Origin of the sequence: Aquibium sp. ELW1220, from assembly GCF_030398385.1 — a bacterium.
GTDB lineage: Bacteria > Pseudomonadota > Alphaproteobacteria > Rhizobiales > Rhizobiaceae > Aquibium.
Genome location: NZ_JAOAOQ010000028.1, coordinates 44,697 through 67,967, shown reverse-complemented (window position 1 = coordinate 67,967; position 23,271 = coordinate 44,697). Strand labels below are relative to the sequence as shown.

Genomic DNA, 23,271 nt, shown 5'->3' with positions numbered 1-23,271 from the left:
GTTCCCATTCCGGCGCGCCGAAATCAAGCGTCCGGGCGCCCTCTCCGGCCGAAGACCGTCGGGAGCCGCCTACTTGCCGCGATTGGCGCCCTGGCCCTGCGATGCCTCGGTGACGCGGGCGTAGTCGATGGTGAAGACGCTCGGGTCGAAGGTGACGCCCTGCTGGACGTTGAAGATCATCACGGTCGTGTCCTTGCCCTGGGCATCGGTGATGGTCCACTGGCGCAGCTCGTAGCTCTTGGGATCGAACATCATGGTGATGGTCGAGTTGCCGAAGATCGACTTGTCCTGGAGCTGGATGCTGGTCAGGTCGTCGTCCTGACGGACGGAACGGACCTTGTCTCCCGAAAGGTCGATGCGGTTGTCGAGCAGCAGTTTCAGAGGCGTCTTCGACAGCGGATACAGATCCCAGGTGTTGAGCTTGGCATTGTTGATGACGACCGACTCACCGTCGGCGATCACCTTGAACCCCGACGGCTCCTCGTAGTTGAAGCGGATCTTGCCCGGGCGCTGGATGAAGAACTTGCCGCCGGTCTGCTCGCCCTTCGGTCCGAACTGGACGAACTCGCCGGTCATGGTCTGGACCCCGGCGAAGTGATCGGCGATCTTCTGGGCGTCAGCCATGGCCGCGCCCTGCGCGACGGCCTGGGTCGAGGGCAGCGTCGTGATCGCAGCGGCGGCTGCGAAGGCGAGGGCGGCGGCAGTGCGGCGCAAGCGGCCGGGCCGCGCGGCGGTTGATGCGGTCATGGGTCCGAATCTCCTGTTCATGCCGCAGGGCTAGGAAGCGACTGCGGCTTTAATTTGGCCCGGGCGGGCCGGCCGGATCAGAACGGATCCTCTTCCTCCGTCGGCACGAGGATCTCGCGCTTGCCGGCGTGGTTGGCCGGACCGACGATGCCTTCCTTCTCCATCTTCTCGATGATGGAGGCGGCGCGGTTGTAGCCGATGCCCAGCCGTCTCTGGATATAGCTGGTGGACGCCTTGCCGTCGCGCAAGACCACGGACACGGCCTGATCGTAGGGATCCTCCGAATCGTCGAAGTTTCCGCCGCCGGAACCGCCCGAGGCGCCACCGCCCTTGCCGGACGGCTCGTCGTCCTCGTCCTCGTCGTCCTCAGTGATGGCGTCGAGATATTCGGGAACGCCCTGCAGCTTGAGATGGCCGACGACCTTCTCGACCTCGTCGTCGGAGACGAAGGGGCCGTGGACGCGCTGGATGCGGCCGCCGCCGGCCATGTAGAGCATGTCGCCCATGCCGAGCAGCTGCTCGGCGCCCATCTCGCCCAGGATGGTGCGGCTGTCGATCTTCGACGTCACCTGGAAGGAGATGCGGGTGGGGAAGTTGGCCTTGATGGTGCCGGTGATGACATCGACCGAGGGGCGCTGCGTGGCCATGATGACGTGGATGCCGGCGGCGCGCGCCATCTGCGCGAGGCGCTGGACGGCGCCTTCGATGTCCTTGCCGGCGACCATCATCAGGTCGGCCATCTCGTCGATGATGACGACGATGTAGGGCAGCGGCTTGAGGTCCAGGGCCTCGGTTTCGTAGACGGCCTCGCCGGTATCGCGATCGAAACCTGTCTGGACGGTGCGCGAGATGGCCTCGCCCTTCTTCTCGGCCTGAAGGACGCGCTGGTTGAAGCCGTCGATGTTGCGCACGCCGACCTTCGACATCTTGCGATAGCGGTCCTCCATCTCGCGGACCGTCCATTTCAGCGCGACGACGGCCTTCTTCGGGTCCGTCACCACCGGCGTCAGGAGGTGCGGGATACCGTCGTAGACCGACAGTTCGAGCATCTTCGGGTCGATCATGATCAGCCGGCAGTCCTGCGGCTTCATGCGGTAGAGGATCGAGAGGATGAAGGTGTTGATGGCCACCGACTTGCCCGAGCCGGTCGTGCCGGCCACGAGCAGATGAGGGAACTTGGCGATGTCGGCGATCACCGCCTCGCCGTTGATGGTCTTGCCGAGCGCCAGCGCGAGCTTGGCCTTCGACTGTTCGAAATCGCGACTGGCCAGGAGTTCGCGCAGATAGACCGTCTCGCGCTTGGCGTTGGGCAGTTCGATGCCGATGGCGTTGCGGCCGGGCACGACGGCGACGCGGCAGGCGATGGCGCTCATCGAACGGGCGATGTCGTCGGCCAGCCCGATGACACGGCTCGACTTGATGCCGGGCGCCGGCTCCAGTTCGTAGAGGGTGACGACCGGGCCCGGACGGACGTGGATGATCTCGCCCTTGACGCCGAAATCCTCCAATACGCCCTCCAGCAGGCGGGCGTTCTGCTCCAGCGCGTCCTTCGACAGGCTGGGATCGCGCACGACGTTCTTGGCTTCCGACAGGAAGTGCAGCGACGGCATCTCGAAGGTGTCGGTACCGATGAAGCTCGTCTGCGCCTCGCGATCGAGGCGGGCGCCGGGCAGCGGCCGGGGCGCCGGCGCCTCGACGCGGGCCTGGCCCGGAGCGGAGCGGAAGTTGCGCACTCTCGCGTCGGCGCCCTGCGCCGCCCGCGGCTGCGGCTGTGCCTGCGGCTCGGCCCTCCGCTGCGCGGGAGCGTGAACGGGCATCGGCACGTCGTCGTCCTCGTCGTCGTCATTGTCGAAGTTGCCGGCGGGCAGGTCGAAGTCGGGCTCGGCTGCAAAGGCGGGCTCGACGCGCGTCCGCCGCAGCGGCTCGCCGGCGGAGGGCGCCAGGCGCTCGTCGCGCGAGACGACGAAGTCCAGCAGCGGGTCGTCGTCTTCGGCCGTCCCGTCGTCCTTGCGGCGGGAGGGACGGCGTGCGGCGCCGAGTGCGCGGCGGGCAAAGGCACTCAGGAACAGCCACCAGTGCACGACCGCGCCGAGGGCGGCAAAGCCGCGATCGTCGTCCATCTCCTCGTCGAGGTCGTCCGCCCCGGCGGTTTCTTCGGCGTCGATGTCGATCGCTTCGCGTCCGATGAGGCCGGTGGCGAAGAGCATCAGCCAGGTCGCCGGAACGGCAGCGGCGACGCCGCAGGCGACGGCCAGCCAGCCGCCCGGATAGCCGCCGGAAAAGAGGGCGGGAAGCTTGAGGACCATGTCTCCCGCAACGCCGCCGAGGCCGGTCGGCAGCGGCCATGTGGCCGGTGCAGCGATGCATCCGGCGAGGGCGGCCGACAGGACGGCCGCCGCAAACCAGGCCAGACCGCGGCGCGGCAGGCGGTCGACGCCGCGCGCGGCGACGAAGAACAGGCCCCAGGCGAAGGCCGGCAGCAGGCCGGCGACCGAGGCGAGGCCGAAGAACTGCATGGCAAGGTCGGACAGCACCGCTCCCGGATAGCCCATCGCATTGGTGACGGCGTTCGAGGTCGCGTGGCTGAAGCTCGGATCGGCAACGTTCCAGGTGGCCAGGCTCGCCACCGCGAAACCGCAGAAGGCCAGCAGGGCGAGCCCGACGACGCGCATCAGCTGGCGGCGCAGGAAGGTCTGGATGCCATATCCCAATCCGGACAGGGCAAAGGCGGCTGACGGGCCTTGACGCATACGATCGATCCTCTGGTCGCGTGCCGGGACCGCCCTCAGAGCGGTTCCGGAACGGGTCCAGACTAGGGGCGGGCGGTTAAAGCGCCATTAACCATGGCCGGCCCTCCGGCCTTCGCGGACAAAAAAAGGGGCCCGGCGATACCGGGCCCCAGTCTGGGAGGATGCGATCAAGTCCGCGATGTCCGCGCCACGTGGCGGCGCGGACCGCCGGATCAGGAATGATAGGCGACTTCGCCGTGCGAGTTGAGGTCGAGGCCCTGACGCTCGGCTTCTGCGGTGGGGCGCAGGCCGACGAGCAGGTCGACGAGCTTGTAGAGGATCGCCGAGGCAATGCCGCACCAGACGATGGTGATGAGGACGGCCACGACCTGCGAGTAGACCTGGCCGCCCATGGTGACGCCATCGGCATAACCGATGCCGCCGAGCGAGCTCGAGGCGAAGACGCCCGTGCCGATGGCGCCGACGATGCCGCCGATGCCATGGATGCCGAACACGTCGAGCGAGTCGTCGTAGCCGGCCTTGATCTTCACCACGGCCACGAAATAGTAGCAGATGACGCTGGCGATGGCGCCCAGCACGATCGCGCCGACCGGGCCGATGAGGCCGGCCGCCGGGGTGACGGCCACCAGACCGGCGACGACGCCGGACGCAGCGCCCAGCATCGACGCCTTGCCGCGCGACATGCCCTCGATGACCACCCAGGCGAGGATCGCGCCGGCGGTGGCGGTGAAGGTGTTGATCATGGCCAGGGCGGCGCCGCCATTGGCCTCGAGGTTGGAGCCGGCGTTGAAGCCGAACCAGCCGACGAAGAGGATCGAGGCGCCGACCATGGTGAGGGTCATGGAGTGCGGAGCCATGTTGTCCTTGCCGTAGCCGGCGCGCTTGCCGACCATCATGGCGCCGACGAGACCGGCGATGCCCGCATTGATGTGGACGACGGTGCCGCCGGCGAAGTCGAGCGCCGCGATGCCGCCGGCATGGGCGCCGGTGAAGATCAGGCCGTTCGCGTCCCAGACCATGTGCGCGATCGGGAAGTAGACGAAGGTGACCCAGAGTGCCACGAAGAGCATGACCGCGCGGAACTTGATGCGCTCGGCGAAGGCACCGACGATCAGCGCCGGCGTGATGCAGGCGAAAGTCATCTGGAAGCAGATGAAGACGAATTCCGGAATGACGTATTCGGCGGAGAAGGTGGCCGCCATGCTGTCGGCGTTCACGCCGGACAGGAAGAGCTTGCCGAAGCCGCCCCAGAACGCGCTGGTGGAGCCGCCGAAGGCGAAGGAATAGCCCCACAGGACCCAGATCACGATGACCAGGGCGGTGATGCCCGTGCACTGCATGAGGACAGAGAGCATGTTCTTGGCGCGCACGAGGCCGCCGTAGAAGAGGGCCAGGCCCGGCAGGATCATGAAGAGGACCAGCACGGTCGACATCATCATCCAGGCGGTGTCGCCCTTGTCCATGACGGGAGCTGCCGCCTCGGCCGCTTCAGTAGCCGCAGGTGCTGCCTCCTGGGCGAAGGCGATGACCGGCCCGAGGGCGGCGGCGGCGAGACCGCCGAGCGACGCCGTGCGCATCGCGATCTTCAAGTGGTTGGAAAGGCTCATTGTTGTCTCCTTGAAATCGAAATGGCTGTCAAAGCGCGTCGACGTCGGTTTCGCCGGTGCGGATGCGCACGGCCTGATCGATCCCGTAGACGAAGATCTTGCCGTCGCCGATCTGGCCGGTCTTGGCGGCGCTGCTGATCGCGTCAACGGCCTTGTCGACCATGTCGGAGCTCACCGCGAGCTCGATCTTGATCTTGGGCAGGAAGCTGACGGCGTATTCGGCGCCGCGATAGATTTCCGTGTGCCCCTTCTGGCGTCCGTAGCCCTTCACCTCGGTGACGGTCAGCCCCTGGATGCCCACGGCGGTCAGCGCTTCGCGCACCTCGTCGAGCTTGAACGGCTTTATGATAGCCATCACGATCTTCATCAGGTTTCACCCTTCGATTGTGCGGGTTCCCGCGTTTACAGACACTCCGGACCACCCTGCAGGGACCGGTGCGTGAGCATACAGATTCAAGCTCCGTGCCAACTCGGGCAAGGAGGCTTCAACCTTTTGAAATGAATGAAAAAACGGTTCGCCGGCGAAGTCCGGCCTACCGCGCTGCACAATCAGCGGGCTGTAATGTGGGCAAAATTGCGTTATTGCTGCTTTTTTAGGCGTTTGAGCGCAGCCTGATCAGTCCTTCCTGCGCCACGGAAGCGATCAGGAGCCCCTTGCGGTTGTAGATCGCACCGCGGGACAGCCCGCGCGAGCCCGACGAGGAGGGGCTGTCCTGGGTGTAGAGCAGCCAGTCGTCGAGCGGATCGTCGCGGTGGAACCACATCGCATGGTCGAGGCTCGCGACCTGCAGGTCGGGGTCGAAGATGGCGCGGCCGTGCGGGAAGGTGGCGGTGTCGAGCAGGGTCATGTCCGACAGGTAGGCGAGGATGGCGCTCTGGATCGGCCATTCTCCGGGCACGGGCCCGGTCGCCCGGATCCAGATGTTCTGCTGCGGCGGCAGCTTGTCGCGGCTGACATAGTGCTCGATGCTGACGGGCTTGATTTCGAGCGGGCGGTCGCGGGCCCAGAAGCGGCGGATGACCTCCGGCACGCCCTCCATCGTCTCGAGCAGTTCGCGCTGCGTCTTGAGGTCCTCCGGGCCCGGCACGTCGAGCGGCATGGCGACATGGTGGTCGAGGCCCTCCTCGACCAGCTGGAAGGAAGCCTCGAGCGAGAAGATCGCGTGGCCGTGCTGGATCGCGACGACGCGTCGCGTGTTGAAGGAAAGGCCGTCGCGGATGCGGTCGACCTCGTAGACGATCGGGACCTTGGTGTCGCCCGGCCGCATGAAGTAGCCGTGCAGCGAATGGACCCGCCGGCTGGCATCGACGGTGCGCTGGGCAGCGACGAGCGCCTGACCGATGGTCTGGCCGCCGAACACCCGCTGCCAGGCGGTCTGCGGGCTGCGACCACGAAACAGGTTGTGCTCCAGCCGTTCGAGGTCGAGAATGGACAGGAGTTCCTGCATGGCTGAAGACATCGTCTCTGGCTCCTTGCGCCGTCTCGCCGGCCTTGCTCGCGAGCCGGTTTCGGCCAGTTGGGCAGGACAAGTCAAGCTGCGGCCGCATCGCCACAAGGGAGTTCGATGATGACACATGAGGGATCAGAGCGCGCCGACATCGTGGTGGCGGGCGCGGGCTATGTCGGGCTGGCTGCCGCGGTTGCGATCGCGCAGTCGCGTCCCGGCCTGAGCATCACCATGGTCGACGCGGCGCCGGCCGGCGTTTGGCAGCGCGATGGCCGCGCTTCCGCCGTGGCGGCGGCGGCCCGACGGATGCTCGAGCAGCTCGGCTGCTGGGACGAGATCCTGCCGCAGGCGCAGCCGATCACCGAAATGATCGTGACGGATTCGCGCACCAGCGATCCGGTGCGGCCGGTGTTCCTGACCTTCGACGGCGAGGTGGCCGAAGGCGAGACCTTCGCCCACATGATCCCCAACCGGGCGATGAACGCGGCGCTGCGCCGGCGCGCGGCGGAGCTGGGCATCGCGATCCGCGAAGGCGTGGCGGTGGCGGGATTCGAGGTCGGCAGCGCCGCCGCGACGGTCAGGCTCGCTGACGGGACGTCCATCGCCGCTCGGCTGCTGGTGGCGGCCGACGGCGTGAAGTCGCGGCTGCGCGACATGGCTGGGATCAAGACCGTACACTGGGATTACGGCCAGTCGGGCATCGTCTGCACGGTCGCGCACGAGCGGCCGCACAATGGCCGGGCCGAGGAGCATTTCCTGCCTGCCGGCCCCTTTGCGATCCTGCCGCTCAAGCCGGACGAGAACGGCACGAACCGCTCTTCGATCGTGTGGACAGAGCGAACGGCCGAGGCCGACCGGCTGGTGGCGGAAGACGATATCGTGTTCGAGACGGAGCTCGAACTCCGCTTCGGCCTGAAGCTCGGCGACATCCGCGTGGACGGGCCGCGCAAGGCCTGGCCGCTGGGGCTGACGCTGGCGCGTGAATTCGTCGCGCCGCGCTTCGCGCTCGCCGGCGACGCCGCGCACGGCATCCATCCGATCGCCGGCCAGGGGCTCAATCTCGGTTTCAAGGACGCCGCCGCGCTGGCGCAGGTGGTGGTGGAGGCCGACCGTCTGGGCGAGGACATCGGCGCGGTCGACGTGCTGGAGCGCTATGCCCGCTGGCGCCGCTTCGACACGGTGCAGATGGGCGTGACCACCGACGTGCTGAACCGGATGTTCTCGAACGATTTCGGTCCGTTGCGGACGATCCGCGACATCGGCCTTGGCATGGTGGACCGGATGCCGGCGCTGAAGGATTTCTTCATCCGCCAGGCGGCGGGGCTGGCGGGTCCCGCGCCCAACCTGCTGCGCGGCGAGCCGATCTGAGGCTGGTGTCCGCGGCTTTCTCCGACGAGCAAGCTGCGACCGCCCGGGAGCGTCGCGGTGGTGTCCGCCGACTGCGCGTTGGGGCGGAGCAAGATCGCCATCGGGCGCGTGACGTGAACGGTCGCAGCCGTCGCGCGTTGTGATCCGCCCGCCGGGTAGCGTCGGGCAGCAACACCAGGGAGATTCTCATGGATCGTCATGCCACAGCCGTCTGGACAGGAGCGCTGAAGCAAGGGACCGGAACGCTGGAGGCGCAGAGCGGGGCGCTGAAAGGGCTGCCCTATTCCTTCAAGTCCCGGTTCGAGGACGAGACCGGTCAGGCCGGGACGAACCCCGAGGAACTGATCGCCGCCGCGCATGCCGGCTGCTTTGCAATGCAGCTGTCGCACTTCCTGGCCGAGAACGGCACGCCGGCCGAGAAGGTCGATGCCAAGGCAGTCGTGACGCTGGTGCCGGGAACCGGTATTACCAAGAGCGCGCTGCACGTGACCGGGACCGTGCCAGGAATCGACGAGGCGACGTTCGTGTCGCTGGCCGAGAAGGCGAAGGGCGACTGCCCCGTGTCGAAAGCGCTGGGAGCGATCGAGATCACGCTCGATGCGCGATTGGCCTGAACCGGATCGGCCAGATCCGCGCAGGCGACGTCATGCCTGCGCGACGGCCGGCCTGAGGCGCACCCCGGCGACCAGTTCCGGCTCCTGGCTGAGCAGGTAGGCCGAGAAGTCGGCGGCCGCCATGGGCCGGGCTATGTGGTAGCCCTGGATCTGGGTGCAGCCGAGATTGCGCACCCAGGCCAGTTCGCCCGGGTTCTCCACGCCTTCAGCGGTGGTGATCATGTTGAGCGATCGGGCGATGCCGACGATGGCGGAGATGATGGCGTTGCGCTCCTTGATGGCGGCGCCGCCGGACACGAAGGAACGGTCGATCTTCAGCTTGCCGACCGGAAAACGCGTGATGTAGCCGAGCGAGGAGTAGCCGGTACCGAAATCGTCCAGCGCGATGCGGACCCCAAGGCTGTCCATGTCGCGCATGAACTCTTCCGCCTGGGTGCCGTGCCGAACGAAGACTGCCTCCGTGATCTCCAGCTCGAGGCGGTGGACGGCGAGCCCGCTGGATGCGAGCGCGGCGCGGACGTTGGTCCCGGTGCCGTTCGTCACCAGCTGGGCGGGCGAGACATTGACGGCCACTCCGACATGATCGGGCCAGGCGGCGGCATCGCGGCATGCCTGCGACAGCACCCAGTTGCCGATGCGACCGATCTGGCCGGTCGCCTCGGCGATGCCGATGAAGGCGTCCGGCGACAGCAGGCCGCGTCTCGGGTGACGCCAGCGCAGCAAGGCTTCGGCGGCCACGACGCGCAAGGTGTTCGCGTCGACGATCGGCTGATAGTGCAGTTCCAGCTGGCGCTCGTCGACGGCGAGCTTGAGGTCGTCCGCAAGACCGCGCCGTTCATCGGCAGCTTTCTGCATCGCGTCGGAGAACAGCACGACCGAGCCGCGCTGCTGTTCCTTGGCGGCATAGAGCGCGGTGTCGGCGTTGCTCATCAGGCGGTCGATGTCCTCGTCCGCCGACCGCGCCAGGGCAAGTCCCGCGGTTCCGCCGACGGAGACGGTACTGTCGCCGATGGCGATGGGCGCCGATATGGCGACCACGATCTTCTCCAGCAGGCCTATCATCCGATCGCAGCCGGTCCCGCACTCGATCAGCACGCCGAACTCGTCGCCGCCGAGCCGGCCGATGGTGACGCCGTCACCGGCAAAGTCGTGCAGGCGCAAGGCGATCCGTGCAAGGAGCTGGTCGCCGGCAGCGTGCCCCAGCGTGTCGTTGACCTGCTTGAACCCGTCGAGATCGAGGCTGGCGAGGCCGACCTGGCGGCCGGCGGCCCGGCAGCGGTCGATGGCGCGATCGGCGCATTCGTGGAAATGCAGGCGGTTCGGCAGGCCGGTGAGCTGGTCGGTCGTGGCCATCCAGACGATCCGGTCCTTGGCGAGCTTCGCCTCGGTGACGTCCGAGCCGACGCCGCGCCAGCCGCAGACGCCGCCTTTGGCGTCGAACAGGGGACCTGCCGTCACCGACCACCAGCGGGTTCCGCTTCGGCTACCGGCCTCCACCACCACGTCGCGGAAGGCGCGGCCGCCCGACAGGGCAGCGAAGAAGGACTTCTGTCCGGCCGGGGCGAGCAGGTCACCGAAGCGCCGTCCGCGGAGATCGTGCGTCTCCTCTGCCAGGACGTCGAGGAAGCGCGGCGAACAGGATACGATGCGCAGATGCTCGTCGAGTTCGAACAGCCAGTCCGATCCATTCTCCTCGAACTCGTTGAGGAGCAGCTGGATGACCTCGCCATTGTGCTTCAGGGCGGTCTCGGCCTCGAAGTGTTCGACGAACAGCTTGCCGGTGCCGAAGACGGCGTAGGTAACGGTGATCGAATAGGCGATCAGCAGGATCGCGATCACCTCGACGTGAGGAATCTCGGCGCGCAACAGCCCGACGAGGCTGCCGGCGATCAAGGCCAGGACGTAGGCGGTTCCGGCGGAGGGGACGGTGGCGAGGGCGAAGGCGCCGCAGCAGATCATGCCGGTGACGAGCGTACCGACGAGAACCTGGCCCCACTGGTCGAGCTCAGGATACCAGACCGCCGGGAGGATGCCCCAGAGCAGCCCGAGTATCGCGGCCTGGCGCGTGGTGCGCCAGAGGCCGCGCGCCGACACCTTCTCCCGTGGCGGCCGGTTGCGGCTCGCATACCAGATCGCCGTCGCCTGAACCGCGAAGGCGCAGACCGCCACGCCCCACAGGATGAGCAGGAAAGGACTCTCGACATGATGCAGGACGCCGAACAGCACGCACAGCGCGTTGACGACGTTGGCGGCCATCATGATCGGCGTGTAGCGCAGCATGGAACGCATCTGGGCGGCGCGCACGCTGGCCACTTCCGGCGAATTGTCGGGCGCTAGGCCGCTCAGTCGATACCAGCGCTCGACCGGCGACTGCGCGACGAGCCTGCGGAGGGCATCTGCGGCGATGGCTGGAAGGCGGTTCAGGGCGGACACGGGCTACCGGCGAGTTGTCTCGATCTCCCGGGTTCCGTAGCACTGGTTGGCGCGCCAATCCGTTAATAAGACGGCTGTCGGCAGCAATGATCTGCGCGGCGCGCCAAGAAATGGCAAACAGCATTGAGAAATGTTAAACGGCAAAGCGCGTCAAGGGGAGCCCGCGGCCGGCTTCGCCTTGAGCGCGGCCGACGCGAGGGCGGCCGGTCCGCAAGCTGTTGCCCGGCTGTCCGCCCGCGCGGGAGCGATCAGTGGGCCGGAATTCCCTCGTAGGCGGCATTGCCCCACAGGGCCTCGACCCGGTCGTTGCGGCCGCAGGCGCCGCGGTAGTAGCGGTAGCGGATCGGGTTCTTCTTGTAGTAGTCCTGATGATAGTCTTCCGCCGCCCAGAAGGTGCCCGCCATCTCGATCGGAGTGACAATCGGCTTGCCGAGTTCGGCCTGTGCGGCAGCCTTGGCCTTCTCCGCCGCCTGCTTCTGCGCGTCGTCCGCCACGTAGATCGCCGTGGTGTAGGCATGGCCGCGATCGCAGAACTGTCCGCCGGCATCGGTCGGGTCGACGGAGCGGAAGAAGATGTCGGCCAGTTGCGCGAAGGAAACCTTCGACGGGTCGTAATCGACCTTCAGCACCTCGCGGTGCCCCTCGTGGTTCGGATAGGTGGGGTTCTGCAGCGTTCCGCCGGAATAGCCCGAGGTGGTGGCGGTGACGCCCGGCACCTTGTCCATGTCGGATTCGATGCACCAGAAGCAGCCGCCGGCGAAAACGGCGCTTTCCGACTGCTGCGCGGCGACAGGCGAAGCCGAAGCGGCGAAGGTGGCGAGCGTGGCGGCGATCAGCATGCGCAGCATGACGTCAATCTCCCTGTTGGCCAGACAGATAGCGTCCTTCCGCGGCGGTTCAAAATCAAGCGCCAACACGCTTGCGTGAGGTCATCCCGCCGCCAGCGCGTCGTAGGCGTCAAGCGCCTCGGCGCCGTAGATCATCGAAGGGCCGCCGCCCATGTAGACGGCCACACCGATCGTCTCCAGCACCTCGTCCCGGGTGGCGCCCAGCCTGATCGCGGCCTTGACGTGGAAGGCGAGGCAGCCGTCGCAGCGCGCCGCGATGCCGATGGCCAGCGCGATCAGCTCCTTGGTCTTCGAATCGAGCGCGCCGGGTGCGATGGCGGCCTTGGCGAGCTGGGCGAAGCCTGCGGCCACATCCGGCACACCGGCGCGCACCGCCGCCATGCGGCCGTTGGTCTGGCTGATGAGGTCGTTCCAGTTCGTGGTCGCCATTCGAAGGCAAGCTCCCTTTTCGTTGTCGGGAAGCGTGATAGCCGGACGGCGAGGCAGGCGGCTTGACGCGGATCAAGCGGCGGCGGGCGGCGGAGAAAAAGCCGTCAGCCGTTCCCGGTCAGGCTCTCGAGGAGGGACCGCAGGTCGGCCACCTCCGTTTCCAGCGCGGCGACGCGCGCCTCGAGGTCCGACGTGTCGGCAGCGGCGTAGGCACGCGCCGGGGCCGCAGAGCGCGGTGCGGCGGCGACCGGGCCGCAGAGCAGATGGGCGTAGCGGTCCTCGCGCTGGCCCGGACCGCGCTCGACGAGCTGGACGAGCGGCGTCTTGCGGCCGATCAACAGGTCGATGTCGGCGAGCAATTCCTCGACATTGGCATAGCGCGCCATCCGCTCCGAGCGCGCCATCAGCTCGTGCGCGGTCTGCGGCCCGCGCAGCATCATCAGGCCGATCAGCGAGGTCTGGCCACGGGTGAGCGAGAAGCGCTGCGACAGCTGGTGTTCGAAACGCTCGACGCGCGAGCCCGACACCTGGCGTACCAGCCCCTTGTCCATCAGCGACTTGAAGGAGCGGTGGATGTCGGCCGGTTCCAGGCTCATCACCGGCTCGCGGGCCGTCTTCTGGTTGGTGGCCGACTGCGTCGCGTTGAGCGACAGCGGGTAGATGTCGGGCGTCAGCTCCTTCTTCTCGATCAGCGAGCCCAGCACGCGGGCTTCGATGGCGTTGAGGAGAAGCAGGTCGGAGGCGGGAGTGTCCATGGGTATCTCAGGTGCGTCCTTCGAGGCTCGCTCCGCGCGCACCTCAGGATGAAGAGCGCCGGAGCGAGCGCCCTTTTAACCCGATGTGGGTCTGCGGGTGCAACAGATTCCGTCTTCCGAACGGCACCCTCGGACGGTGCCAGCCGACGGGCCATGCCGGATGGCGGCCGGTGCATTTTCGAGATGCCGCCGAACTCGTCGACGCCCCTGGTGCAGGTCAGCGTGTTTTGCGCTTTCGATGGGCATCGCGCGGGAGCCGCAGATGCCTTCGCTGCGGGAGCATCCCTTACCTCGCCGGGACTGAGGCTTTCAGGACTTGGAGAAAAAGTCGAACAGGCTGCGCTTCTGCACCACGCTCGGCCGGTTCGGGTCCAGGATGTCGGTCACTCCATGCGAGAGGAGTTTTTCCAACAGCGCATCGGAGCCCTTGTTGAGCTTGTAGGTCATTTCATCGCCGTAGACCGGAACGACCGTATGGAAAGCGATTGCGCCGCTATCGTCTAGTTCCATGACCTGATTCTCGGACAATGAACCCATCCCGAGGTACAAGACGGATCCGTTAAACCGCGTTGATGGATGATATGGCTCCGGCGGATCGAAATTCGGGATCGAATGCCCATCCCACAGCCAAGTGTCGAATTCATGCGGAAACCGAGCAAGGTGCTTCAGGAGACCAATCGGCCAGAATTTCGAGTCGTCACCCATCTGACTATCGATCGGCAATCCATTGTCTCCCGCGTCGAACCAATCGCGGGGAAGCGAAATCAGCAACTCGGAACGGGAAAACAAGGCCCGATCTTCTCCCAGTATCTCGGGCACTTTCATGGGCAAGTCGCTCATGCCGCTGGTGACGAACGTCCAACAATCGCGGCTTTCGGTCGGCGCATAAATCAGGATATCGATATGCACCTTGTCTGAAATGATCTCATGGTAAACACCGGCCTGAGGCCCAAGTGCCGCTTGCAGAAAGGTTTCCAGCTTTTCGAGATGAACGCCGGCATCAACCGGACCTCGGAATTCGTACTGATGGCCATCGTAACGATGGATGCTCGATCCGCCTGCAGTCAGCGGTTCATCTTCATCGGACATCGCGGCCCCGTTGAGCATCACAAATGCAAGGACTGCGAACATAGCAGGTGTCGGGCACAATTTTAAGACGTACCCGCTTCGTCACAGAAACCAAGTTTCTGCCCGTTCCCGATACCCGTCAAGGCGTAGATCGCCGGCCCTTTTTGCGTACGGGCGGAGCGTCTGCCGATGACGCCCAACACGCGGCTCCGCCGTAGCGGGCGCAAGGCGCGCCCGCTTCTTCGGCGACACCTTTCCGAGGTCGATGCCGCCATGAGATGCGGAACGACAGGGTCCATGCCGGTCGATTTCGGCGGGCTGGCCCCGTAGAACGGGCGTCCCTGCCTACACCGCCCGTTCCACCATCATCTTCTTGATCTCGGCGATAGCCTTGGCCGGGTTCAGGCCCTTGGGGCAGGTCTGGGCGCAGTTCATGATGGTGTGGCAGCGGTAGAGCCGGAACGGATCTTCAAGATCGTTCAGGCGCTCGCCGGTCGCCTCGTCGCGTGAGTCGATCAGCCAGCGGTAGGCCTGCAGCAGCACGGCGGGGCCGAGATAGCGGTCGCCGTTCCACCAGTAGGAGGGGCACGAGGTCTGGCAGCAGAAGCACAGGATGCACTCGTAGAGGCCGTCGAGCTTCTGCCGGTCCTCGTGGCTCTGCAGCCATTCCTTGGCGGGCTCGGGGGAGACCGTCTTCAGGTAGGGCTGGATCGAGGTGAGCTGCGCGTAGGGCACGGTGAGGTCGGGCACGAGGTCCTTGACCACCGGCATGTGCGGCAGGGGGTAGATCTTCACCGCGCCGCCGATCTCGTCGATGCCCTTGGTGCAGGCCAGCGTGTTGGCGCCGTCGATGTTCATGGCGCAGGAGCCGCAGATGCCCTCGCGGCAGGAGCGGCGGAAGGTCAGCGTCGGGTCGATCCTGTTCTTGATGTAGAGCAGCGCGTCGAGCACCATCGGCCCGCAATCGTCCATGTCGACGAAATAGGTGTCGATGCGCGGGTTCTGGTCGTCGTCGGGCGACCAGCGATAGACCTTGTACTCGCGCAGATTGGTCGCGCCCTGCGGCTTCGGCCAGGTCTTGCCCGGATTGATCTTCGAGTTCTTGGGGAGGGTGAGTTCGACCATGGGTGTCTCCGATTCAGATCGGCAGGGATTCGACGAGCGTTGCGTAGCGGGACTGCGCGGTGCGTCGCTTGAAGCGGGCGTCAGCGGTCACGACCTTCGTGTTTTCTCGTTCGGCGCAGGCGATGTACATGCAGTCATACACCGGGTGTTCCAGTTCGGCGGCGATATCCAGGGCGCGCCCGACGAGTTCGCGATCCGGCACCAGGGACGTCATGGCGGAAGCAACGAACCGAAAACCCGTCTGGGCGTGTGGGAGCGATATCTGCCCCTTCGACAGCTTGTTGCGCAGGACGTTCGCAACCTCCACCAGCAACAGGTCAGGCGCGGACCGCATTTCCCCATGGGAAAGCAGCGAATCCGCTGCCTCCTCGCGTTCTTCCGCGATGATCCACTTCACGGCCACCGAAGCGTCAACCACCCAGCGCACGGTCGCGCTCTTCGCGCATCGCGCGGATGATCTCGACCGAATCCGTCTGCTTCACGCCTGTCGGTGTCATCGCGCGAATCTGCCGAGCTCTCTCGATCAGGTCGGTCCGGTGACGATGATCCTCGACCGCGCGCTCCAGAACCGAACGGGCTTCCTCCTCGACCGGCCTGCCGTGGATCGAAGCCATTTCCTCAAGCGCCTCGATCACCGTCGCGTCGCTCAGCCTGATCGTGATCTCACCCATCGTCCGGACCTCCTTCAGGCCCAATCCTAATACACCCGCTTCTTCGGCGCGATCCTGGCGATGTCGATGCCGCCCTGCGCCACCGGCAGCATGGTCTCGGTGTGGACCGGGCGATACTTCAGCGAGACGTTGCCCGCGTCGTCGACCCAGGCCAGCGAATGCTTGCGCCAGTTGGCGTCGTCACGCTCGGAGAAGTCCTCGCGGGCATGCGCCCCGCGGCTCTCCTTGCGCGCCTCGGCGCCGTAGACGGTGGTGATGGCGCAGGCCATGAGGTTGTCGAGTTCCAGCGTCTCGACGAGGTCCGAGTTCCAGATCATCGACCGGTCGGTCACCTTGACGTCCGGCAGCTCGTTCCAGATCGCCGAGATGCGCTTGCAGCCGTTCTCCAGCGAGTCCTGCGTGCGGAACACGGCGGCGTCCTCCTGCATGGCGCGCTGCATCTTCTCGCGCAGCACGGCCGTGGGCGTGCCGCCATCGGCGTTCCGCAGGCGGTCGAAGCGGTCCATGATCTTCTCGACGGCGGCCTCGTTGATGGCGGGGATCGCCGCGGCGCGGTCGACCACCTCGCCGGCGCGGATGGCGGCGGCGCGGCCGAAGACAACGAGGTCGATCAGCGAGTTGGAGCCGAGCCGGTTGGCGCCGTGGACGGAGGCGCAACCCGCCTCGCCGACGGCCATCAGGCCGGGCTGGACGCGGTCCGGCTCGCCTTCGGTCGGGTTCAGTACCTCGCCCCAGTAGTTGGTCGGGATGCCGCCCATGTTGTAGTGCACGGTCGGCAGAACCGGGATGGGCTCCCTGGTGACGTCGACGCCGGCGAAGATCTTGGCCGATTCCGAGATGCCGGGCAGGCGCTCGTGCAGCACCGCCGGATCGAGATGGTCGAGATGCAGGAAGATGTGGTCCTTGGCCTTGCCGACGCCGCGGCCCTCGCGGATCTCCATCGTCATGCAGCGCGAGACGACGTCGCGCGAGGCGAGGTCCTTGGCCGAGGGGGCATAGCGCTCCATGAAGCGCTCGCCCTCGGAGTTGACGAGATAGCCGCCCTCGCCGCGGGCACCCTCGGTGATCAGGCAGCCGGCGCCGTAGATGCCGGTCGGGTGGAACTGCACGAACTCCATGTCCTGGAGCGGCAGGCCGGCGCGCGCCACCATGCCGTTGCCGTCGCCGGTGCAGGTGTGGGCCGACGTCGCCGAGAAATAGGCGCGGCCGTAGCCGCCGGTGGCCAGCACCACCATCTTGGCGGCGAAGCGGTGGATGGTGCCGTCGTCGAGGTTCCAGGCCACGACGCCGGTGCAGACGCCGTCGGTCATGATCAGGTCGAGCGCGAAATACTCGATGAAGAACTGGGCGTTGTTCTTGATCGACTGGCCGTAGAGCGTGTGCAGGATGGCATGGCCGGTGCGGTCGGCCGCCGCGCAGGTGCGCTGCACGGGCGGGCCGTCACCGAAGTTCTGCATGTGGCCGCCGAACGGGCGCTGGTAGATCTTGCCCTCCTCGGTGCGCGAGAACGGCACGCCGTAGTGCTCGAGCTCGTAGACGGCGGCGGGCGCCTCGCGGGCGAGGTATTCCATGGCATCGACGTCGCCAAGCCAGTCGGAGCCCTTGACGGTGTCGTAGAGGTGCCACTGCCAGTGGTCGGGCCCCATGTTCTGCAGCGAGGCGGCGATGCCGCCCTGGGCGGCGACGGTGTGCGAGCGAGTGGGGAAGACCTTGGTGATGCAGGCCGTCTTCAGCCCCTGCTCGGCCATGCCGAGCGTGGCGCGCAGCCCGGCGCCGCCGGCCCCCACCACGACGACGTCGAACTTGTGGTCGACGAAGGTATAGGCCTTGCCGTTGACCGATGATGCCTTGGCCATGTGCGGGTCAGCCTCCGAACGCGATCTTGAGCAGGGCGAACACGCAGGCCCCGCCGACGAGGATGGTGAAGAAGATGTTGAGCATCAGGAGGACCAGCTTCTGACCTTCGCTGTGGATGTAGTCAGCGATGATCTCGACCATGCCGAGGCGCATGTGGTCGAGGCTGATGAGGATGAAGAGCGCGAGCAGGATGGCCACGACCGGGTGGGAGAGCGTGGCGCGGGTCTCGGCGAAGCTCGAGCCGAGGCCCGAGACGACAAGCCAGACGGCGAAGATGCTGAGCGGGATGAGCGCGACCGAGGTGACACGGTTGCGCCAGAACTCGGCGGTGCCATGGCCGGCTGCGCCGAGGCCGCGAACCTTGCGGAGGGGGGTCTGCATGTCGGCCATGATCTCAGGCTCCCGCAAACAGGATGACGATCCAGGTGAGGATCGTGAGCAAGATCGATCCCGCCAGCGTGGCCAGGGAATAGGTCGTGGCGGTGTGCTTCTCGAGGCCGCGGCCGGTGTCCCAGACAAGGTGGCGAAGGCCGCCGAGCATGTGGTGGAAGAGCGCCCAGGTGAAGCCGAAGAGCACAAGCAGGCCGAACCACGACCCCATCACCGCGGCGGCGGTGGCGAAGGCGCTCTGCGACGTCGCGGCGGCGATCAGCCACCACGCGACGAGAAGCGTGCCGCCGTAGAGCGCGACGCCGGTGATGCGGTGCACGATCGACATCGCCATGGTCGGCGTGAAACGGTAGATCTGCAGGTGCGGCGAGAGCGGGCGTGGCTTCATGCCGGGACGGGTGGCTGTCGAGTTGCTCATGGCTCCCCCAGGACTAAGGCCGGAGAGGCATGCGTTCACCTGCTGCCCCATGGCCCATTGATGGCGCTTTCTAGTGCGCTTTTTGCAGCGCGTCAAAGCCGCAAAAGACCTTTGTGTCCTGCTATTTAGTGCGGTGGGGAATCCGGCAAGTGGTTCAATCGATTGAACCTCGCTCCGCTTCCTCCTGACGCACCCCGGGACGCGTTGGGGGGGGGCGTCCGCTGCCGGATGCCGAGGCGCTACTTGCTGTCGAAGCGGATGACGAAGCTCGTCCAGTCGGCAGGCGCGGCGATCTGCTCGTAGAGCTTGCGGCCGTCTTCGGGCTGGCGCGGGGCGTTCAGGATCAGCTTGGTCCAGCCGCGTTCCTCGGCCTGGTCGGCCAGCACGTCGACCATCGCCTTGGCGATGCCCTTGTTGCGGTGCTCGTGGTGCACATAGATGTGATCGCACACGCCGCAGCGCATGCCCGACACCGGCTCGGGCTGGTCGGTGAAGATGGTGAAGCCGACGAGCTTTCCGTCGATGCGTGCGCCGATGACCTCGGCCGTGCGGTCCTGCAGCAGGGTCTCGGCGTAGTACTGGTCGGGGCGACGCGGCGCGCCGCGCTTCAGCGCCTGGGCATAGGCAGCCAGCAGCGGGGCGAAGTCGAGCGCATCCTTCAGGCGAAGCTGGGCGATGTCGATGGCGGGCTGTTTGGGGGTCTCGTCTGTCATACAGTTCCTTTGAGGATATTAACCATGTCTGTCAATTGGCCCGCGCGAGGTGGCACGTCCCGACGTGACATGGGTTAAGAAAGCGTTAAGTTCGACGGCGAGGGGGCTCGACGCGAACGGAAGGGACGAGCCAATGACGACGCAGAGCAGTCTTTCAGCCATCGCAAAGCGAGTGGTCCGAACCGCGCTGGTGCTGTCAGCCATGAGTCTCGCCGGCCCGGCCGCGGCGGGCGGCTACCATGACCGCGTGCATGCGGACAGCTTCGGCAACCTGATCATCTACAGCCCTTCGGGCTACAAACGCATCGTGGTCGGGCAGGGACACCTGGCGCAGGATCTCGCCGACTACACGCGTGGCGGCGCGCCGGACGTGGTCTACCTCGATCCGTCCGATGGCGACCGGGTGGTGCGTCGTTGCCGCTCGCAGGGCGTGCTGCTGCACGGCCGTTCCTACATGTACGGGTTGCCCGACAACGTGGTGCCCGTGCTCGAGCACCCCTGCGCCAGGCCCTGATTTGGTCACCTTTGTCGCGCCTTCTGCGGCCGCGAAGGTTAACGAAACGTGAATGGAAGCATCGCAGCGCGCATGAGCGAAGCCGTCACCGCCCGCCGCCTGAAGGACCACGCCGCCTCGCTGGAGACGATGACGCGGTTCGTGCTGGCGACGCTCGCGCTGGCGTCCGGCGTCTACACCTATCTCGGCGTGCGCAGCCTGCTCGACGGCTCGGCGGCGATCGTGTTCTTCGCCGCGATCGTCTATTCGGCGGCCGTCTCGGTCGGGATGTACGGCTTCTGGAGCTACCTGATGCGGTTCCTGCCGGAGATGCGCGACGGCGCCTCCCGGCTGGCGATGTTTGCGGTCATGGCCGTCGGGTCGGTCATGATCGTGGCGATGTCGTCGTGGCTGAACGCTGCCGCGCTGGCCGGCTCGGCTGCGGTCGAACAGCATCTCGCCGAGACGCTGGAAGGTTATACCGGCGATCTCGAACAGGCGCATGGCAACGCGCTCGGTGCGCTGTCGCTGCTGCCCGACATCCAGCGGGCGGGCGAGCGCTTCGCGCGGCTGGCCGACGAGGAACGCAGTTCGGGCGCGCTGACGGGCACCTCGGGCGCGGGCAGCGTCGTCCAGTTGCTGACCCAGATGAGCGCCCAGATGCGCGAGCTCGAGGCCAACATCCGCGCCTCGCAGGAACTGGTCGGGACGCTCTTTCGCGAGGGCCAGGAACATCTCGCCTCCATGCGCGGGCTGGTTTCGGAACCGGGCGCGATCGCGCCACGGTCGGACCGCTTCGCCGAACAGGCGGTTGCGCTGGCCGGTGTCGTCTCCTCGCTCCAGCAGACCTCGATCGCTCCCTCGGTGGCGCGTGCGGCGGCGGACCTGTCCGGCGGGTTTATCGCGCCTGTGGCGGACGGCATGTCGCCGGATCTCGCGGGGCGGCAGGACCAGGTGATGGCGACCATCCGCACGTCGGTGGATTCGCAGTCGAAGGCGCTGTCCGACGCAGCTGCCGAGATCCTCGCGCAGCCGAAGGTGGCCGAGCGGCGCTACGTGCCGCTGTCATCGGCCGAGGCCGTGCTGCGCTATGCCGGCGATTTCGTCCCGAGCTGGGCCGGCGCGATCTCGATCGACCTCCTGCCCGGCGTGCTGATCGCGATCATGAGCATCGTGCAGGGGGTCATCCGGCGCGGCGACGAGCAGATGGCCGATGCGGACCGGATCACCGCGGCCGACATGTTCCGCTCGATCGAGCTGCACGACGCCCTGCTGGCGCTCCGGCAGCGGCAGCCTGCCGCAGGCCAGTCCGCCGACGCACCGACACCGGCGGGGAATGCCGTTCCTCCGGTGCCTCCGCGACCGGCAGCAGCCGAGAACGTCACGCCCATCGCCCTGTCCGAACGAAAGAGGCACGATCCATGAGCGCCGTGGAAGACATGCAGGAAGACCGGCCGGCGGACGCGCGCATGACGCGCAAACGCTCGCTGCTGTCGCGCTATTTCGGTCGGTTCGACGAGGGCGAGGTGATCCGCTGGGCCTTCGGCGGCCTGCTCGTCGGCACCTTCGGCGTGCTCGGCTTTGACATGCACGACCTGATCCACGCGCGGTCGGCGCCCTCGGTCATGCCCGGCCAGCACCTCGCCGCGCCCGCGATCCTGCCGCCGGCGGTACACGACCGGGGCAGCGGCGCTTCCTCGGGCACCACGGATCCGCGCGACCATGTCACCGCCGACGAGGAGGTGCTGCGGTCTCCCATTCAGTTCACGCTCGAGCCGGGCGGGGTGCTCTCGGCACGGGGCTACATCGACATGGGTGCCCGGGCGCGGTTCGAGGAGGAAATCCTGGCGCGTGGTGAGTATGTGCGGGTCGTTGCGCTGGATTCGCCTGGCGGTTCGCTCGACGACGCCATCGGCATGGCCCGGTTGATCCGCGAGAAGGGCATCGCCACCACGGTCGAGGACGGCGCGCTCTGCGCGTCCTCCTGTCCGCTCGTGCTGGCCGGCGGCATGGACCGGTCGATCGGTGCCAAGGCCGCGGTAGGGGTGCACCAGTTCTATTCGGTGAGCGACGAGCCTGCCGAAGCGGCGCAGGCGATGTCGGACGCGCAGGCCACCACCGCCCGGATTTCCCGGCACCTGTCCGACATGGGGGTGGATCCCGCGCTGTGGCTGCACGCGCTGGATACGCCGCCGCGCTCGCTCTATTATCTTTCGGCGCAGGAGATCCAGGGCTACCGGCTGTCGACCGGCGACACGAAGGTCGCAGCCCGGCAATAGGCCTGCCTCAGCCGTTCCGGCTCATCCTGCGGCTCGCGCCATCGACAGGACCGTCCTCTGTGGCGCCACCCGGACGCAGTCGCGTCCGTCGCCCTTCGCTCGATAGAGCGCATGGTCGGCGCGCTTCAGCATGCTCGACATGGTGTCTTCGATGCGCAGTTCGGCGACGCCGAAACTCGCTGTCGGGCGGACGCCCGTCGGCAGTCCCTCGATGGCGGCATCGGCGAGTGCTGCGCGGATCGCCTCGGCGAAGAGCCGGGCTGCTGCGGCGTTGGCGCCGGGAAGGATCACCGCGAATTCCTCTCCGCCGATGCGCCCGGCGACATGGTTGTCGCCGAGTGCCGCCGAAAGATGGGCTGCGAAAGCGGCGATGACCCTGTCTCCGGCGGCATGGCCGAAGGTGTCGTTGATGGCCTTGAAGTGATCGAGATCGCAGATGACGATCGATGTGGGAACGCCGGACCGGCCGACGAGCGGACCGGCGAGCCGCGCCCGCGCCTCGAAACCGCGCCGGTTCAGCAGTCCCGTCAGCGGATCCGTCTCCGACTTGGTCGTCGCGTCGGCCAGGATGTCGCTCACCAGGACGGCGAACATCATCAGGCCGAAGCCCACCATGATCATCGCGCCCATCGACTGGGAGATCACGCCGTAGATGGTGTGGATGTAATCCTGCGGCGTCGCGCCGCTGCCGAAGGTCCAGGCCAGGGCGGGCTTGGACAGGAAGTGCGCCGACGAGGCGACGAGCAGCCAGCCGAGCAGCGTGTCGATGCGTCTGCGCTCGCCGACCAGGAACACCTGGCGGGCGACCAGCGCCAGGATCAGGGCGTATGGCGCCTGATACAGGATCATCCGCAGCACCGACTGGCGCGGCATGTCGAAGATCGCCAGGTTGAGCGCAAAGCAGCACAACAAGACGGTGCCGAAGAGGCGGACCGGCAGCCGGTGACCGTACTGGCGCGCGATGCCGAGGCCGAGCAGGGCCAGTCCCGCCAGCGAGGTGGCGAAAGCGCCGAAGACGAGGAAGCGCGGCCGGTCGAACGCCGGCACAAGCCATTCGACGACGAAGCTGACGGAGCCGAGCAGATAGGCCGCGGCGATCCAGCGCGCGGCGGCCTGCGCTTTTGCGTAGGTCGCAAGCCAGGCGAATGCGCCGGCGAAGAGGCCAGCCACCACCAGGTTGATTGCCAGGATGTATCCAGTCACGCCCGCTTGTCCGGCCTCTTCCGATTGTCGATGCGGCTTACAGCATCGATGCGAA

Annotated in this window: 23 protein-coding genes; 5 read left to right on the top strand and 18 right to left on the bottom strand. The window is 66.8% G+C overall.

Annotated elements, in window-relative coordinates; translation table 11 throughout:
• Window positions 1-69: 69 nt before the first annotated feature.
• The 5 genes from N1F91_RS21700 to N1F91_RS21680 all read right to left on the bottom strand — a co-directional run bounded on the left by N1F91_RS21700 (window position 70) and on the right by N1F91_RS21680 (window position 6,564).
• Complete coding sequence (locus N1F91_RS21700; protein ID WP_289995371.1) at window positions 70-747, bottom strand: outer membrane lipoprotein carrier protein LolA; 678 nt, start codon at window positions 745-747, stop codon at window positions 70-72.
• 77 nt (window positions 748-824) lie between these two features.
• Window positions 825-3,497 (bottom strand): DNA translocase FtsK, encoded by a 2,673-nt coding sequence (locus tag N1F91_RS21695; protein WP_289995370.1) that lies wholly within the window; start codon window positions 3,495-3,497, stop codon window positions 825-827.
• A 212-nt stretch (window positions 3,498-3,709) separates the two neighbouring features.
• Entirely contained in the window at window positions 3,710-5,104 is a 1,395-nt protein-coding gene (locus N1F91_RS21690; RefSeq protein ID WP_289995368.1) for an ammonium transporter, read from the bottom strand.
• A gap of 28 nt (window positions 5,105-5,132) precedes the next feature.
• Window positions 5,133-5,471 carry a P-II family nitrogen regulator gene (locus N1F91_RS21685; RefSeq protein ID WP_289995367.1) on the bottom strand — a complete coding sequence of 113 codons (339 nt, stop codon included), beginning with the start codon at window positions 5,469-5,471 and terminating at the stop codon, window positions 5,133-5,135.
• 226 nt (window positions 5,472-5,697) lie between these two features.
• Window positions 5,698-6,564, bottom strand: a complete 867-nt coding sequence (locus N1F91_RS21680) for an acyl-CoA thioesterase II (RefSeq protein ID WP_289995365.1) — start codon at window positions 6,562-6,564, stop codon at window positions 5,698-5,700.
• A gap of 108 nt (window positions 6,565-6,672) precedes the next feature.
• On the opposite strand from N1F91_RS21680, the gene N1F91_RS21675 reads away from it, so the two are divergent.
• Both N1F91_RS21675 and N1F91_RS21670 read left to right on the top strand, forming a co-directional pair.
• Window positions 6,673-7,920 carry a ubiquinone biosynthesis hydroxylase gene (locus N1F91_RS21675; RefSeq protein ID WP_289995399.1) on the top strand — a complete coding sequence of 416 codons (1,248 nt, stop codon included), beginning with the start codon at window positions 6,673-6,675 and terminating at the stop codon, window positions 7,918-7,920.
• A gap of 188 nt (window positions 7,921-8,108) precedes the next feature.
• Window positions 8,109-8,534, top strand: coding sequence for an OsmC family protein (locus N1F91_RS21670; RefSeq protein ID WP_289995363.1), 426 nt, complete (start codon window positions 8,109-8,111; stop codon window positions 8,532-8,534).
• 30 nt (window positions 8,535-8,564) lie between these two features.
• Here N1F91_RS21670 and N1F91_RS21665 read toward each other — a convergent pair whose 3' ends face one another.
• The 12 genes from N1F91_RS21665 to N1F91_RS21610 all read right to left on the bottom strand — a co-directional run bounded on the left by N1F91_RS21665 (window position 8,565) and on the right by N1F91_RS21610 (window position 19,241).
• Window positions 8,565-10,967 (bottom strand): GGDEF and EAL domain-containing protein, encoded by a 2,403-nt coding sequence (locus N1F91_RS21665; protein ID WP_289995361.1) that lies wholly within the window; start codon window positions 10,965-10,967, stop codon window positions 8,565-8,567.
• A 248-nt stretch (window positions 10,968-11,215) separates the two neighbouring features.
• Entirely contained in the window at window positions 11,216-11,806 is a 591-nt protein-coding gene (gene msrA / locus N1F91_RS21660) for a peptide-methionine (S)-S-oxide reductase MsrA (protein WP_289995398.1), read from the bottom strand.
• A 90-nt stretch (window positions 11,807-11,896) separates the two neighbouring features.
• Complete coding sequence (locus N1F91_RS21655; RefSeq protein WP_289995359.1) at window positions 11,897-12,244, bottom strand: carboxymuconolactone decarboxylase family protein; 348 nt, start codon at window positions 12,242-12,244, stop codon at window positions 11,897-11,899.
• 104 nt (window positions 12,245-12,348) lie between these two features.
• Entirely contained in the window at window positions 12,349-12,999 is a 651-nt protein-coding gene (locus N1F91_RS21650) for a DUF480 domain-containing protein (protein WP_289995357.1), read from the bottom strand.
• Window positions 13,000-13,308: 309 nt separating this feature from the next.
• Entirely contained in the window at window positions 13,309-14,130 is an 822-nt protein-coding gene (locus tag N1F91_RS21645) for a suppressor of fused domain protein (RefSeq protein WP_289995356.1), read from the bottom strand.
• 282 nt (window positions 14,131-14,412) lie between these two features.
• The gene (locus tag N1F91_RS21640) at window positions 14,413-15,192 is read right to left on the bottom strand and encodes a succinate dehydrogenase iron-sulfur subunit (RefSeq protein WP_289995355.1); all 780 of its coding nucleotides are present in this window, start codon (window positions 15,190-15,192) and stop codon (window positions 14,413-14,415) included.
• 13 nt (window positions 15,193-15,205) lie between these two features.
• On the bottom strand, window positions 15,206-15,619 hold the full coding sequence (locus N1F91_RS21635) for a type II toxin-antitoxin system VapC family toxin (RefSeq protein ID WP_289995353.1): 414 nt from the start codon (window positions 15,617-15,619) through the stop codon (window positions 15,206-15,208).
• A complete protein-coding gene (locus tag N1F91_RS21630; protein WP_289995351.1) occupies window positions 15,603-15,863 on the bottom strand; it encodes a hypothetical protein in 261 nt (86 codons plus the stop codon). The genes N1F91_RS21635 and N1F91_RS21630 overlap by 17 nt, the downstream gene beginning before the upstream one ends.
• Window positions 15,864-15,889: 26 nt before the next feature.
• A complete protein-coding gene (sdhA, locus tag N1F91_RS21625) occupies window positions 15,890-17,719 on the bottom strand; it encodes a succinate dehydrogenase flavoprotein subunit (RefSeq protein ID WP_289995350.1) in 1,830 nt (609 codons plus the stop codon).
• Window positions 17,720-17,726: 7 nt separating this feature from the next.
• Window positions 17,727-18,110, bottom strand: coding sequence for a succinate dehydrogenase, hydrophobic membrane anchor protein (sdhD, locus tag N1F91_RS21620; protein WP_289995348.1), 384 nt, complete (start codon window positions 18,108-18,110; stop codon window positions 17,727-17,729).
• Between the two features lie 4 nt (window positions 18,111-18,114).
• The gene (gene sdhC, locus N1F91_RS21615) at window positions 18,115-18,528 is read right to left on the bottom strand and encodes a succinate dehydrogenase, cytochrome b556 subunit (protein WP_289995347.1); all 414 of its coding nucleotides are present in this window, start codon (window positions 18,526-18,528) and stop codon (window positions 18,115-18,117) included.
• A 239-nt stretch (window positions 18,529-18,767) separates the two neighbouring features.
• Window positions 18,768-19,241: a GNAT family N-acetyltransferase gene (locus tag N1F91_RS21610; RefSeq protein WP_289995346.1), complete on the bottom strand. Its 474-nt coding sequence runs from the start codon at window positions 19,239-19,241 to the stop codon at window positions 18,768-18,770.
• 133 nt (window positions 19,242-19,374) lie between these two features.
• Between N1F91_RS21610 and N1F91_RS21605 the strand changes: the two genes are divergently transcribed.
• The 3 genes from N1F91_RS21605 (at window position 19,375) to N1F91_RS21595 (ending at window position 22,013) form a co-directional block, all read left to right on the top strand.
• Window positions 19,375-19,755: a hypothetical protein gene (locus tag N1F91_RS21605; RefSeq protein ID WP_289995345.1), complete on the top strand. Its 381-nt coding sequence runs from the start codon at window positions 19,375-19,377 to the stop codon at window positions 19,753-19,755.
• A 72-nt stretch (window positions 19,756-19,827) separates the two neighbouring features.
• On the top strand, window positions 19,828-21,159 hold the full coding sequence (locus N1F91_RS21600; protein ID WP_289995344.1) for a hypothetical protein: 1,332 nt from the start codon (window positions 19,828-19,830) through the stop codon (window positions 21,157-21,159).
• Window positions 21,156-22,013 (top strand): hypothetical protein, encoded by an 858-nt coding sequence (locus N1F91_RS21595; protein ID WP_289995343.1) that lies wholly within the window; start codon window positions 21,156-21,158, stop codon window positions 22,011-22,013. The genes N1F91_RS21600 and N1F91_RS21595 overlap by 4 nt, the downstream gene beginning before the upstream one ends.
• A gap of 21 nt (window positions 22,014-22,034) precedes the next feature.
• Here the strand turns inward: N1F91_RS21595 and N1F91_RS21590 are convergent, their stop codons facing one another.
• Complete coding sequence (locus N1F91_RS21590) at window positions 22,035-23,216, bottom strand: GGDEF domain-containing protein (protein ID WP_289995342.1); 1,182 nt, start codon at window positions 23,214-23,216, stop codon at window positions 22,035-22,037.
• Between the last annotated feature and the right edge of the window lie 55 nt (window positions 23,217-23,271).

Bases quoted from the DNA above. Each gene is read 5' to 3' on its own strand.
- N1F91_RS21700 (WP_289995371.1), bottom strand. From the start codon at position 747: ATGACCGCATCAACCGCCGCGCGGCCCGGCCGCTTGCGCCGCACTGCC.
- N1F91_RS21695 (WP_289995370.1), bottom strand. From the start codon at position 3,497: ATGCGTCAAGGCCCGTCAGCCGCCTTTGCCCTGTCCGGATTGGGATAT.
- N1F91_RS21690 (WP_289995368.1), bottom strand. From the start codon at position 5,104: ATGAGCCTTTCCAACCACTTGAAGATCGCGATGCGCACGGCGTCGCTC.
- N1F91_RS21685 (WP_289995367.1), bottom strand. From the start codon at position 5,471: ATGAAGATCGTGATGGCTATCATAAAGCCGTTCAAGCTCGACGAGGTG.
- N1F91_RS21680 (WP_289995365.1), bottom strand. From the start codon at position 6,564: ATGTCTTCAGCCATGCAGGAACTCCTGTCCATTCTCGACCTCGAACGG.
- N1F91_RS21675 (WP_289995399.1), top strand. From the start codon at position 6,673: ATGACACATGAGGGATCAGAGCGCGCCGACATCGTGGTGGCGGGCGCG.
- N1F91_RS21670 (WP_289995363.1), top strand. From the start codon at position 8,109: ATGGATCGTCATGCCACAGCCGTCTGGACAGGAGCGCTGAAGCAAGGG.
- msrA (WP_289995398.1), bottom strand. From the start codon at position 11,806: ATGCTGATCGCCGCCACGCTCGCCACCTTCGCCGCTTCGGCTTCGCCT.
- N1F91_RS21655 (WP_289995359.1), bottom strand. From the start codon at position 12,244: ATGGCGACCACGAACTGGAACGACCTCATCAGCCAGACCAACGGCCGC.
- N1F91_RS21650 (WP_289995357.1), bottom strand. From the start codon at position 12,999: ATGGACACTCCCGCCTCCGACCTGCTTCTCCTCAACGCCATCGAAGCC.
- N1F91_RS21645 (WP_289995356.1), bottom strand. From the start codon at position 14,130: ATGTTCGCAGTCCTTGCATTTGTGATGCTCAACGGGGCCGCGATGTCC.
- N1F91_RS21640 (WP_289995355.1), bottom strand. From the start codon at position 15,192: ATGGTCGAACTCACCCTCCCCAAGAACTCGAAGATCAATCCGGGCAAG.
- N1F91_RS21630 (WP_289995351.1), bottom strand. From the start codon at position 15,863: ATGGGTGAGATCACGATCAGGCTGAGCGACGCGACGGTGATCGAGGCG.
- sdhA (WP_289995350.1), bottom strand. From the start codon at position 17,719: ATGGCCAAGGCATCATCGGTCAACGGCAAGGCCTATACCTTCGTCGAC.
- sdhD (WP_289995348.1), bottom strand. From the start codon at position 18,110: ATGGCCGACATGCAGACCCCCCTCCGCAAGGTTCGCGGCCTCGGCGCA.
- sdhC (WP_289995347.1), bottom strand. From the start codon at position 18,528: ATGAGCAACTCGACAGCCACCCGTCCCGGCATGAAGCCACGCCCGCTC.
- N1F91_RS21610 (WP_289995346.1), bottom strand. From the start codon at position 19,241: ATGACAGACGAGACCCCCAAACAGCCCGCCATCGACATCGCCCAGCTT.
- N1F91_RS21605 (WP_289995345.1), top strand. From the start codon at position 19,375: ATGACGACGCAGAGCAGTCTTTCAGCCATCGCAAAGCGAGTGGTCCGA.
- N1F91_RS21600 (WP_289995344.1), top strand. From the start codon at position 19,828: ATGAGCGAAGCCGTCACCGCCCGCCGCCTGAAGGACCACGCCGCCTCG.
- N1F91_RS21595 (WP_289995343.1), top strand. From the start codon at position 21,156: ATGAGCGCCGTGGAAGACATGCAGGAAGACCGGCCGGCGGACGCGCGC.